Raw genomic sequence first — 13,195 nt, 5'->3', positions numbered from 1 at the left:
AGCTTGCCTTGCCCGGAGTTGTGCTCTTCCCCGGCCAGGGGTCCTACCGGCCGGAGGCCGCTCGCGATCTGGCCCGCGCGTTCCCCCACGTCGCCCCGGTGTACGCCGAGGTCGACCGCGGTGCCGCTGCTGCGGGTGCCGCCGGCGTCAGCGACGTCCTCCTCGCCGACCAGCCACCGTCGTTGGACGACCTCCTCGACCGGGCGCCGCAGACCCTGCAGCTCGCCATCTACGGCCTGTCGGTGGGCGTCCACACCATGCTCGTCGAATCCGGCGCCGTCCCCTCCGTGCTCGCGGGGCACAGCCTCGGCGAGATCGCCGCGCTCGCCGCAGGCGGCGCCTTCAGCATCGAGACCGGCGCCCGGGTGGTCGCGCACCGCAGCGCCGTCCTCGCGGCCGGCGGCTTCGACGGCGGCATGGTGGCGCTCGGCTGCGACGCCCGGCGCGCCGAGCGGATCCTCGCGCTGATCGACGACCCCCAGGCCGCGGTCGCCTGCGAGAACGCGCCGCTGCAGACGATCGTCTCCGGATCGGCCGCGACCCTGGAGGTGGTCGCGGCACTCGGCCGAAGCCTCGGCGTCAGCGTCGTGCCCCTCAGGGCTCCGTACCCCTTCCACAGCCCGTTGCTCGCGGAGGCGAGCTCGACCTTCACCACGCGGCTGCGGGGACTGCCGGCAGGCGAGCCCACCGTCCCCGTCTACTCACCCATCCTCGGCCGCTTCTACGAGGGCGGCGACGACGTCCTCGAACTCCTCGCCTCGCACCTGACCCGCCGCGTCGCCTTCGCGGCGGCGGTGCGGCAACTGCGCGCGGCCGGGAACAGCCTCTTCGTCGAGAGCGGTGCGGGCTCCATCCTGACCGGCCTGGTCCCCCAGTGCGCCGAGCGGGTCGAGGCCGTCAGCGCTCTCATGGCACGCGGCGGGCCGGGCGCCGGCCTGACCGCAGCGGCCGAAGCCCTCGCCGCCGGTGCAGCCACGTCCGCCCCCCGCGGGGCCGCGGACGCCGACGGCGCAGTGACCGCCGAGCCGACGGAGCCGGTGCCGTTCCGGCAGCCGGTCGGCATCCCCGCGCCGCGCGCCGCCGAGCCTGCGCCGCCCACCGTCCCGCCGCCCGCACCCGCCGCCCGGCCCGGGGACCAGCCCACCCGGCCCATCAGCCGCCAGCAGCTGTTCGCCGAGCTCCAGGCCTTCTACGCCGAGGCCCTCGAGTACCCCGCCGAGGTCTTCACCGACGACGTCGAACTCGAAGCCGACCTCGGCGTGGACTCCGTCAAGCAGACCGAGCTGTTCGCCCGCACCGTCGAACGCTACGACCTGCCACCCCGCCGCGAGGGGCTCCGCCTCACCGACTTCGACACCCTCGGCAAGGTCGTCGACCTCGTCTGGTCGCTGCTGCCCACCCGCGTCGAGGTCCCCGCGCCGCGGGTCGCCGAGCCCGCCCCGCCTACCGTCCCGCCGCAGGCACCCGCCGCCCGGGCCGGGGACCAGCCCACCCGGCCCACCAGCCGCCAGCAGCTGTTCGCCGAGCTCCAGGCCTTCTACGCCGAGGCCCTCGAGTACCCCGCCGAGGTCTTCACCGACGACGTCGAACTCGAAGCCGACCTCGGCGTGGACTCCGTCAAGCAGACCGAGCTGTTCGCCCGCACCGTCGAACGCTACGACCTGCCACCCCGCCGCGAGGGGCTCCGCCTCACCGACTTCGACACCCTCGGCAAGGTCGTCGACCTCGTCTGGTCGCTGCTCGTCGAGACCTCCCCCACCCTCATCGATCAGAGGAGTGCCGCGTGAACGACCTCGTCGGCAAGACCGCCCTCGTCACGGGCGCCGGGAAGGGCGTCGGCCGGGAGATCGCCCGCTCCCTCGCCCGACGCGGTGCGGACATCGCCCTGAGCTGCCTCCACTCCTACGAGCAGGCCGAGGAGACCCGGGACCAGCTGGTGCGCGAGACGGGTGTGCGGGTCGAGGTTATCCGCGCCTCGCTGGACGGCCAGGACCAGGTGGACCGCCTCTTCGACGAGGTGGAGTCGCGCTTCGGCGGCCTCGACATCCTGGTGATCGACGCCGCTTCGCACTCGCCCGGCCCGCCGGCGGACGGCACCCCGGAGCACTTCGCGAACGCCCTCGACACGACCCTGGTCGGCAGCTTCCGGTGCGCCCGGCGGGCCGCGCCCCTGATGGCCTCCCGGGGCGGCGGCACGATCGTCAACGTCTCCCCGATCGGGGCCGGGCGCCTCGACGACCAGCTCGTGACGGGCACGGCCCAGGCGGGCGTGGAGGCGCTCACGCGGCACCTGGCTGCCCAGTACGGACCGCTCGGCATCCGCGTGAACACCGCCTCCTGCGGCCTCGCCCGGGGTGACGTCGCCGACCGCGTCCCCCCGGCTGACGAGCCGCGGCAGGGCTTGGCGGCCGGCACCCCCCCGGGCCGGACCGCCGAACCCGCGGATCTCGTGGGCGTGGTGACCTTCCTGACGTCCGACCTGTCCCGCTGGGTGACGGGTCAGGTCGTCCTGGCGGACGGCGGGCTCGGCTCGGCCCACGCCGTGCCGTCGTCGCCCCCCGGGCCGTCGACGCCGCCGGCTCGCACCCTCGACGCCACGCCGGAGAGCCGGACGGCTCAGCCCCCCGACGGCGTAACTCCCGTGTCCGACCCATCGGTGCCCGAGGACGACCCGGTGGTCGTGGTGGGAATGGGGCTGGCCGTGCCCGGGGCGAACAGCCCGGCCGAGTACTGGCAGCAAATGGTGGACGGCGCCGAGCGCTTCGTCGATCCTCCCCAGGACCGCTGGAAGACCAGCGGCTTCGGATCCCCGGACAAGAGCGCGGAGGACAAGTCCTACCAGGCGCGCGCCGGCTTCATCGAGGGCTTCGTGCCGGACCCCGACCTGGCCGAGGAGATCGCGGAGGGGCGGGTCGGGGACGAGTACACGACCCAGTGGCTGCGCCACTCGCTGCACCAGGCTCTGCGCGGCGTCACCCGCCGCGAGGTCGACCGCGTGGTCTTCGCCGTGGGCTACACCGCGGACGGCAGCCAGCACCTCGAGGAGGCGAGCGTGCTGGCCGCCGCCGGTCAGTGCCTCGCGGGCGCAGCGGGTGCCGACCCCGGGGACGACGCTGCGGACACCCCCGAGGCCGAGGTCGAGCGTGTCCTCCGTCAGCACCTGTGGCGAGGCCGCGGCAACGCCGCCGACTACTTCCCGTACGGGGTCGCGCGCAACGCGATGATGGATCTGCTGCCGGAGCAGAGCCGGGTGTACGTGGTCGACACGGCCTGCTCGTCCTCCCTCTACACGATCGACATCGGGCTCAAGAGCCTCCTGCTCGGCGAGTGCGACGTCGCCGTCTGCGGTGGGGCGTTCGCCCTCGCTCCTCGGGGCGGGGTGTTGTTCTCCAAGCTGCACGGGCTGTCGGCGACGGGGGTCGTCCGGTCGCTGGACCGCTCGGCCGACGGCGTCCTGTTCTCCGACGGCGCCGGCGTCGTGGTTCTCAAGCGCCTGAGCCGGGCGCTGGCGGACGGAGACCGCGTGCTGGGGGTCGTCCGCACCGTCGGGACGTCCGCGGACGGCAAGGGCAAGGCCATCTACGCGCCGAACTCGGCCGGGCAGCGCCTGGCCGTCGAGCGCGCCATGGCCGCACCGGGTGCACGGGCGGACCACGTCGACTGGGTCATCGCGCACGCGACCGGCACCCCGGCCGGCGACCTCGCCGAGATCACCACGCTGCGGGAATCCCTCCCCACGGGCCGGCCGATCATGCTGACGTCCAACAAGGCCCTCATCGGCCACACCGGCTGGGCGGCGGGCGTGGTCTCGGTGATCGAGGCGCTGCTGGCCCTCCAGCACTCCACGATCCCCCGGCAGCACCGGTTCGAGCAGGCCCCGCAGGCGTTCGCGCTCGAGGACTCGCAGCTGGTGATCCCGAGGGAGCCGGTGCCCTGGCCCCGCCGATCGGACCGGCCCCGGACCGTGTCCGTCTCGGGCTTCGGCTTCGGCGGCACCAACGCCCACGCGCTGCTGGAGGAGTACGTCGGGCAGCGACGCGAGCCCGTGGTCCTCCCGCACGCGCAGGAACGGGTGGCGGTCGTCGCCTGGTCCGCGCACCTGCCCGGACTGGCCGGCCGGTCCGAGGTGCGGGAGTGGGCGCGTGGGAGCGGCGCGGAACCGCGAGCGGGCTTCGGCGACCACTACCCGCTGCCGTCGTTCCAGCGGGTGCGGATCCCACCGAGCAGCCTGCGGACGGTGGACCGCTGCCAGCTGATGTTGCTGGAGTGCATGTTCGACGTGCGGGAGCAACTGGGGGGCGCCCTGGACGCGCACCGAGAGCTGACCGGCGTCTTCGCCGGTCACATGGGCCCGACCCGCAACGGCGTGCTCTACGCCCTGCGCTGCTACCTGGACCCGCTGCGGGAGCTGCTGGCCACGTCGGCGGGGGACGGTGCGCGCCGGGCGTTCGAAAGGGCGGCCGCCCAGGCGCGTGCACTCGTGCCGCCGGCGAACGAGGACTCGTGCCCGGGGATCATGCCGAACGTCATTCCCGCGCGGGTCACGAACTACATCGGCCTGCAGGGGCTCAACATGACGGTCGACACGGGCCCGGCCGCCACCCTGACGGCGGTCGACACCGCGAGCAAGTACCTCCGCACCGGTGACCTGGACGTCGCGCTCGTCGTCGGGGTGAACGGCAACGCCGGCCCGTACATGGCCGAGATGCTGGACCTCGACCGGCCCGATCCGCTGCGCGAGGGCGCGGTCATGTTCGCCCTGATGCGCGAGGGGACCGCGCGCGAGCACGGCCTGCCGGTACTCGGCTTCGTCACCGGCTATGCCGTCGGTGCGCAGCCCCGGTCGGGTGTCGACGGGGAGGTCGTCGAGGTGGGTCCCGGAGTGCCGGGAGCACCGTCCTACCTCGGGGCCGACGGGGCCGTCGGCCTGCTGCGAGCTCTCGTCTCGGACAGCACGGAGGCGACGGTCCGGTGCACGGACCGCGGCGGGGCCCCGCCCGTCTCCATCCGGCTGGCCAAGCCCGCCTTCGACCCGCGCGAGGCCGCACCGGCCGCGGACCGGGCCGAGGTTCCGGCCGACACCGCGGCACCGGGCCCGGACAGGAGTGAGCCGGAGCCGTCGGCGGCGGCGGTCCGCAGGCACGTCATCACCCTGCAGCCCCAAGCCCTCACCGAGGCGCGCGGCTCCGGGACGGAACTCCCGTTCCTCCCCCCGGACACCCTGGTCCTGACCGACGACGCGAGTCTGGTCGACGCCGTGGACGCCGAGAGCCCACCCATGGTGCTGTCGACCCGCCCGGTCGCGGTGCCCGGGCCGGGGCGGCGGCAGGTCGAGGAGCTGTCCGCGGCGGCGGTCCGGACCGCGCTCGATGCCCTGCCCACCCGTCCCCGGCACGTGCGGGTCCTCACGGATCTGACCGCGCACGCCGACGCGGAGGCGGCGCTCGACGCTCCGGCCGACGGGCTGCTGGCCCTGCACGACCTGGTGTTCCTCGCGCTGCAGGCCCTCGCCGACGACATCGAGGTCCCCGGCGGCTCGGTGGTCGCGTCGCTGCTGGGCGCGGTGACCCGAGGCCAGCTGCATCCGTTCGCCGGATTGTTCACCGGTCTCGTGAAGTCGACGGCGCTCGAGCTGCCCGAGGTCACCGTGTTCACCGTGGCCACCGGCAGCCGCGACCCCCGGTTCGCCGTGCGGCAGGCCGAGCTCGAGTCGCGAGTCCGGCGGCTGCTTCCCCTGGCCGTGTACGACGACGAGGTCCGCAAGGTCATCCATGTCCAGCGCGTCGATCCTCCGACGGCCGTCGCCCGGCTCGACGAGCGTTCCGTGGTGCTCGCCGCCGGCGGATCCCGGGGCATCACGGCGGAGATCCTCAAGGAGCTCGCCCGCCGCTACCGCCCGACCATCTACGTCCTGGGCAGCCAGGCCCCGGGTCCGCAGGTGGAGTCGCTGCCGAGCCGGGTCGACTACCTGCGTCAGTCCCGCGAGCGGAACCCAGACCTGACGGTCGCCGAGGGGAACCGGGCCTACGCCCGCCTGACCAGGGGCCTGGAGGCGCGGCGCAACCTCGACGAGATGGCCCGGCTCACCGGCGGGCGCGTCCACTTCCTCACGTGCGACGTCCGCGACTCCGCGCAGGTCGACGCCGCCGTGCGACAGGTGCTCGAGAGCGAGGACCGCGTGGACCTCGTGGTGAACGCGGCCGGCATCAACCGGGCCAGCCTGCTGCGCACCAAGTCGTTGGAGGACTTCCGGGCGGTGCGCGACCTCAAGGTCGAGGCATACCAGAACCTCCGGCGGGCCTTCGGCGACCGGCGCCCCGCCCTGTGGTGCAACTTCAGCTCGCTGATCGGCTTCCGAGGACAACCAGGGGAGGTGGACTACGCCGCGGCGAACGACTTCCTCGCCACCGCGTCGACGTACTCCTCGGCCCTGGGCCACGAGGAGTTCGCCATCGGGTGGAACCTCTGGCGGGACGTGGGCTTCGGCGCGAGCCCGATCATGCGCTCGCTGCTCTTCCGGCTGAACACGCTGTCGTCGATGAGCACCGAGGAGGGCATCGGGCACTTCATCCGCGAGCTGGACCAGCCGGACCACGCCGCCTTCCCCGTCCTCATGGGTGACGGCGAGCTGGTGATGCTCGGCCTGACACCGGAGCAGGTGCAGCTGCCACCCTCCGCCGCCCTCGCCGGTCCGGCTCCGCGGGTGGAGCCGGCTGCCCCCGTCGGCCGCTTCTACCTCGGGCGAGAGGAGTTCCGGAGCGATCAGGAGCTGGTCGTCGTCCGGGAGTTCGACCTCGAGCGGGATCCGTACCTCGCCCAGCACCTGGCGAAGGGCCAGCCGACCCTGCCGGGAACGTTCGTCACCGAGGCGGCGGCCGAGGCCGCCCGGGTCCTCGTCCCGGACCGGGTCGTCGTCGGCTTCTCCGACCTCACGTTCTCGGCCTTCCTCCGGCTGCACCCCGGACGGCCCGCGACGAAGCGGATCCGGGCACTCGTCATCGGCTCCGACGAGGAGCAGACCCTCGTGCGGGTGACGGTGACGACGGACGTCATCGCCCCGGGCGGACGAGTGATCGCGGTCGACCGCCCGCACTTCAGCGTCGTCGTCCGGCTCCGGGACAGGTTCCCGGCGGCTCCTCGCTGGGAGCGGTGGGACCCGGCGGGCGACGGGCCGCCCACGAGGGATCCCTACCTGGTGCCCAACCCGTGGCTGCGCCTGTCCGGGGTGTTCGACGTCAACGAGGGCGCTCGGCTCCACGAGCACGGTGCCCGGGCCACCTTCGCGCTGCGGGTCCCCGAGGACGACCCGGTCTTCCGGACCTTCCTCGTGCCCACGCTCCTGCTGGACGGGCTGCTCCGGGTGGGCATGCTCTACGACGCCGGGGACGGGTTCCGGGCCCTCGCGGCCCCGACGGGCATCGGCCGGATCGACCTGTACGAACCGGGCAACGACATCGCCTTGAGCACCCGCTACGGGTCGATCGAGCTCCACCACACGCCTCCGGCGCCGGGCGCGTCCGGCGCCGGGACCGGGCGGTGGGTGGCGGCCACTCCTGACGGCCGGGTCCTGGCCCGGATCGAGGGCACCACGGTGGCGACCGTCGGCCTGGTCGACCCGGCCACGGGCGCCCACCGGGACCTGCCGCCGGGGCAGGAGCGGTCGCCCGTCGGGGGACGTCCGGCGCCCGACCGGGTCTGAGGCGGAAGCGGTGCAGCACGACCGTCGGGACGCAGCGGCGGGCGTGGTAGTGGTCGACGTCTGGCTCGCCCGCCTCGACCAGCCACCCGCCCGGGCCGAGGCGCTGGCCCGCTCCTGCTCCCCGGCGGAGCGGGAGCGGGCGGGGCGCCTGCTCGACCCCGGGCGCCGCCGGAACCGGCTGGTGGCGCGGGGGGTCCTCCGGGATGTTCTGGCCGCGCAGCTGGACACCGACCCGGCCCGGCTGGAGATCGCACGGCCGCCCGGTGGGAAGCCGGTCCTGCTGGGGCTCCCGGCACCGCTGCACTTCAGCATCAGCCACAGCCGGGACCTGGCGCTCGTCGCCGTCTCTCGCCACGTCGAGATCGGCGTGGACCTGGAGTCCATCGACCGCTCCGTCGACGTGGACGTCCTCGGGCACCAGGTGCTCCGGCCGGGCGAGCAGGCGACCCTGGCCGTCCTGCCGCCGGGGCCGCGCCACGTGGCCTTCCTCCGTCTGTGGACGGCGAAGGAGGCCTGCCTCAAGGCGACCGGCGTGGGCCTCGGAGCCTCGCCGTACCACGTCGCCGTGTCCCGCGACGGGACGACCGCCTGGTCGCTCTGGCCGCCGGCGGCCAGGCCTCCCGCCGCGTGGTCGCTGGTCGAGCTGCCCGTCCCGGGCGCGCGGGTGGCGACCCTCGCGACGAGAGGCGCGGCGCCGGCACTGCTTCGTCGGCACTCCTGGCGACCGCCGTGACCTCACGACCGACCGACAGGTATCACCGGCCGCCCCACCGCCTCCACAAGTGGTCGGACCGTTCACCTCGCCGAGCCGACCCGGCACGCCCTCCCCCGCACCCGCCCAGCAGCCCCCGAATCCGACGAGGAGCACCTGAGATGCCCACACCTGTACGCGTCGTCTGGTCCGACTTCGGCGGGGTGCTCACCCCGTCTCTCGCGGACACCTTCAGCGAGTTCTCCGGGCGGACCGGCATCTCGGGCTCTCACTTCCTGAGCGCCATGCAGCAGGTGGCCGACGAGCTCGGGATGCCGGTCATGGCTCCCTTGGACACGGGGTACCTGACGGAGGCGGAATGGGGCCGGCGCATGGGCATCGCCCTCGAGGGTCTGTCCGGCCAGAAGTACGACCTCACGCGCTTCAGCGAGCTGTGGTTCCGGGACCGGCCCGTCAACCAGGCCTTCGTCGACTACCTGATCGGCCTGCGCGGCCGCGGCTACCTCGTGGGCATGCTCACGAACAACGTCCGGGAGTGGGAGCCCTACTGGCGCGCGATGCTCCCGGCCGACGACCTCTTCGACGACATCGTGAACTCCTGCGAGGTGGGGCACCGCAAGCCCAGCCCCGAGATCTTCGAGCTGGCCGCCCGGCGGGTGCACGCGGACCCTGCCGAGTGCCTCCTCGTCGACGACCTGCCGGAGAACTGCGCAGGCGCGGAGGCCGCTGGCTGGCGCTCCGTCCTCTTCGAGAGCACGGAGGCGTCCGTCGAGCGCATCGAGGCCCTGCTGGCCGACCAGCCGCTCCGCCCTGCGACGGCAGCACGGTCATGAGCACCGCGCCGGGTCCGTGCGGCCGGCCACAGCCCTCCCAGGAAGGACGAGCATGACGACAGCACCATCGCCGACCGCGACCCACGCCGGGGGGTCACCCGGTGCGCCGGCCGAGGACGAGGTCGCGGTCGCGGTCGCCGCCGCACGCGCCGCCCTGCGGTTCGACGCGCCCGTCCCACGCGGGCTCGCCCACCGCGCCTCCGTCGCGGAGGTGCTGCCCACGGACGTCGCCCCCGTGGGCGCCGACCGGTATCTCGTGGCCGCACAGATCCCGCGGAGCCATGTGCTGTTCAACGACGGTCCCGGACGCTTCCACGACCTCCTCGTCGTCACCGAAGCCGCGCGGCAGGCCGGCACCCTCCTCGCGCACCGCTTCCTCGACGTCCCGCTCGACATGGCGTTCGTCCTCCAGAACGCCGAGGTGCAGATCGTCGATCCCGAAGCCCTCCGCGTCTCCCCCGTCCCCGCGCAGCTGGTCGCCGACATGACGCTGCTGGAGTACGCCAGACGCGACAGTGGCCCCGTCCGCATCGCCGGACAGGGCGAGATGACCATCGACGGGAAGCTGGCGGCCCGCAGCACCGCGTCGATGCTGGCGATGCCCCTCCGTACCTATCGCACCGTCCGACCGGTGTCGCTGAAGGACGGCGGTGGCTCGGGATCGGGAGTGCCTGCACCGCCGGAGCTGGTGGGCCGGCGGAATCCTCGCAACGTCGTGATCACGGCGCGCCGGCCGGGAGCCGACGGTTCCCCGGACACCTTCACCGTCCTCGTCGACACAGGGCACCCGCACTTCTTCGACCACCCGCAGGACCACGTGCCGGGGATGCTCATGATCGAGGCCTGCCGCCAGTCGGCGATCGCCCTGGGATCCCACCTGCTGGCGGTGGAACCCGACGAGCTGCTGACCGTCCGTTGCGCCACCTCCTTCCACACCTACGCCGAGCTGTCCCAGCCGGTGACCGTGGAGGTGGTCCCAGGTGTTCCCGAGCTCCGCCGGGAATCCGGTCTCGTCCTGCCCATGGAGATCACCCTCCGGCAGACGGGCGAGACCGTGGTCACCGCCGAGCTGGACGTCCTGCACGTCCCGTGACCCCGACCCGGCGCATGCCGACGAGCGGGTGACGACCCCGTGAGCGTCGTGGACGGCCTCATCGCCGGCGCCGGGAGTGTCGTCGAGGCCGCCGGCTACGCCGGACTCGCGCTGGTGATGCTGGCTGAGACCGTGCTGCCGATCCCGTCCGAGGTCGTTCTCCCACTCGTCGGCCTGCAGATCACGGCGGGCCAGATGCTGTTCTGGGCCGCCGCCCCGGCCGCCACGGTCGGCTCGGTGCTCGGCGCCTGGATGCTGTACGCGCTGGGGCGACTCGGTGGCCGGCCGATGGCGCTGCGGCTGCCCCGCTTCCTGGGCATCACCGAGAAGCGACTGGCCCGCACGGAGTCGTGGTTCTCCCGGCGGGGAGACCTGATCGTGCTGCTGGGCCGGCTGGTGCCCGGTGTCCGCTGCCTGGTGTCGATCCCGGCCGGAACCCTGCGCATGCCGGTGAGACGCTTCCTCGTTCTCACGGCCCTCGGTTCGCTGGCCTGGAACTCCGCACTGCTCGGCCTCGGTATGTGGCTGGCCGACCGCTGGGAGACCGTGCTGGGCGCCGTCTCGTCCGCCACCCCCTACGCGATGGCAGCCATCGCCGTCGGCGGGCTCCTGACGCTGGCCCTGCGCAGCACCCGCTGCCCGACGCGCGACTGACCGCTGAGCCCGACCGACCACCGGTCGCCCCCCGCCCGCACTGCCGTGCCGCAACCCGCGAAGGAGTTCCCCGATGTTGTACTTCCTGCCGTTGATCCTGTTCGTGGTCCTGGGCGCGTTCCTCCTGATCCGCGATGTCCGGTACGGAGGCCCGGCGACGGCCGGGACCCCGGCCGTCGGCGACCCCGTCGCCGCGACCGCCCGGCAGCGGCGACGGGCCGCTCGGTATGCCACGGACCCGAACGAGGCTGCCCGGCTGTCGGGAAGCTGGGGCTGACGCGGTCCTCGAGGCCCTGCCTCGACGTGCCGGTACGGCTCGATGTCCACCGGGAGACGCCGCGGCCCCGCCGACAGGTCGGCATCCCGGAGCCCCGCCGCCGTTCTGGCCGCTGGACGTATTTCGCCACCCGGCCCGGGGCTCTTGCTGTCGTCGAGAGCGCGGCCGTGGCCGCCTGTCCAAGGCCGCGGCGAGGCCGCGGAGCACGAGAAGGAAGTGAGCATGTCTCTCAGCGACCTTGCCGGTGAGCCCGACCCCCTGACCGTCGTCGACGACGCCCTGGCTCCGGCTTTCGCCACCGCGGACGTCGACGAGCTGCGCAGCAGCGTCCACGGGCCCGTCTACGCTGCCGGTGAGGACGGCCTCGCCGGCGAGGTGGTCTCGTGGAACCTTGCGACGCAGCACACCCCGGCGATCGCGGTCGGTGCCACGTGCGGTGCCGACGTCGCCGCAGCCGTCTCCTGGGCCGCCGCGCACGGCCTGCGGGTCGCCGTCCAGGCCACCGGCCACGGCCCGGTCCCCGCCGGCGCCGATTCGATGCTGATCACCACCCGGCGCATGCAGGGCGTGCGGATCGATCCCGAGCGTCGGATCGCTCGCGTCGAGGCGGGCGTGACGTGGAAGCAGTTGCTGCAGACCGCAGCCGAGTTCGGGCTGGCCGGTCCGTCCGGCTCGTCGTCCGGCGTCGGTGTCGTCGGTTACACCCTGGGCGGTGGCCTCGGCCCCCTCGGCCGGCAGCACGGCTTCGCCGCCGACCTGGTGACCGCCGTGGAGATCGTGACCGCCGACGGCCGGCTGCGCCGGGTCTGCGCCGGATCCGAACCCGAGCTGTTCTGGGCCGTCCGCGGCGCCAAGAGCAGCCTGGGCGTCGTGACGGCGCTGGAGATGGAACTGGTGCCGGTGGCCGACCTCTACGCCGGCGGCATCTTCTTCAGCGGCGCCGACGCCGGTCCGGTGCTGCACGCCTTCCGCTCGTGGGCTCCCACGCTCCCGGAGGAGGTCAGCACCTCGATCGCGATCATTCGCATCCCGGACCTGGAATTCGTGCCGGATCTGCTGCGCGGGCAGACCGCGCTCCACCTGCGCTACACGTACTCGGGGACGGACCTCGCAGAGGGCGAGCGGCTGGTCGCCCCCATGCGAGCGGCCGGCGAGATCCTGCTCGACCTCATCGGCCGCATCCGGAGCACCGACATGGACAGCATCCACATGGACCCGGTCGATCCTCTCGCCACCTGGGAGAAGGGCCTGCTCCTGTCGGACGTCACCGAGGAGACCGTCGAGGCGCTGCTGGCCGCGGCCGGCCCTCAGGTCCACCTTCCTCTCGTGATCGTGGAGCTCCGGCTGATGGGCGGCCAACTGGCCCGCCAGCCCGAGGTGCCGAACGCCGTCCCTGGTCGCGGCGCCGCCTTCGCGATGCTGGTGATCGGCCCGGGCGCTCCCGAGCTGGCCCAGGTCGTCCCCGCCGCAGCGAAGGGCGTGCTGGGCGCGATGCAGCCCTGGAAGGCGCCCGAGGCCCTGCTGAACTTCCTGGGTCGGGTCTCCGGGCCGCAGGAGGTGGCTGCGGCTTATCCACTGAGCACCGTCGAGCGGCTGCGCGCGCTCAAGGCGGCAGTCGACCCGGCGGGCATCTTCTCCTTCGGCCATGCACTCTGAGAACGGCGGCTCCCTCGGGGTCAGGTCCTCCTGAGGTCTGGCGCGCAACCGTCGGTCTCGTCCCGTGCAATGCGGTGCTGCTGGCCTCGCATGCCGGCGCCGGACCGATCCAGGGCGCGGTCGCGGTCATCCGGCGCCTTACCGGAGCTCGACCAGTACCGCTGCGCCAGACCCGACTCCGTGGGCCGCACGTCCTCCAGGACGCCTCCGCAACGCTCGATCGTCTCGCTGAGGCGGTGTTGCCGCCCCCGCAGACGAGCAGCACCCGGTT

Annotated in this window: 8 protein-coding genes; all 8 read left to right on the top strand. The window is 73.6% G+C overall.

Annotated elements, in window-relative coordinates:
* Positions 1–8 precede the first annotated feature (8 nt).
* The 8 genes from CHB94_RS01370 (at position 9) to CHB94_RS01335 (ending at position 12,924) form a co-directional block, all read left to right on the top strand.
* Entirely contained in the window at positions 9–1,787 is a 1,779-nt protein-coding gene (locus CHB94_RS01370) for an acyltransferase domain-containing protein (protein WP_176445352.1), read from the top strand.
* Positions 1,784–7,699, top strand: coding sequence for an SDR family oxidoreductase (locus tag CHB94_RS01365; protein WP_176445351.1), 5,916 nt, complete (start codon positions 1,784–1,786; stop codon positions 7,697–7,699). The genes CHB94_RS01370 and CHB94_RS01365 overlap by 4 nt, the downstream gene beginning before the upstream one ends.
* A gap of 10 nt (positions 7,700–7,709) precedes the next feature.
* Positions 7,710–8,432 carry a 4'-phosphopantetheinyl transferase family protein gene (locus tag CHB94_RS01360; RefSeq protein ID WP_141137391.1) on the top strand — a complete coding sequence of 241 codons (723 nt, stop codon included), beginning with the start codon at positions 7,710–7,712 and terminating at the stop codon, positions 8,430–8,432.
* 140 nt (positions 8,433–8,572) lie between these two features.
* On the top strand, positions 8,573–9,244 hold the full coding sequence (locus CHB94_RS01355) for an HAD family hydrolase (RefSeq protein WP_089334765.1): 672 nt from the start codon (positions 8,573–8,575) through the stop codon (positions 9,242–9,244).
* A gap of 52 nt (positions 9,245–9,296) precedes the next feature.
* Entirely contained in the window at positions 9,297–10,337 is a 1,041-nt protein-coding gene (locus CHB94_RS01350) for a ScbA/BarX family gamma-butyrolactone biosynthesis protein (RefSeq protein WP_089334764.1), read from the top strand.
* 39 nt (positions 10,338–10,376) lie between these two features.
* Entirely contained in the window at positions 10,377–10,991 is a 615-nt protein-coding gene (locus CHB94_RS01345) for a DedA family protein (protein WP_217899113.1), read from the top strand.
* A 73-nt stretch (positions 10,992–11,064) separates the two neighbouring features.
* The gene (locus tag CHB94_RS01340) at positions 11,065–11,268 is read left to right on the top strand and encodes a hypothetical protein (protein WP_089334763.1); all 204 of its coding nucleotides are present in this window, start codon (positions 11,065–11,067) and stop codon (positions 11,266–11,268) included.
* 222 nt (positions 11,269–11,490) lie between these two features.
* Positions 11,491–12,924, top strand: coding sequence for an FAD-binding oxidoreductase (locus CHB94_RS01335; protein WP_176445350.1), 1,434 nt, complete (start codon positions 11,491–11,493; stop codon positions 12,922–12,924).
* Positions 12,925–13,195 lie beyond the last annotated feature (271 nt).

This window comes from Blastococcus mobilis (assembly GCF_900188025.1).
Classification (GTDB): domain Bacteria; phylum Actinomycetota; class Actinomycetes; order Mycobacteriales; family Geodermatophilaceae; genus Blastococcus_B; species Blastococcus_B mobilis.
This window is presented reverse-complemented; position numbering and strand designations above follow the sequence as displayed.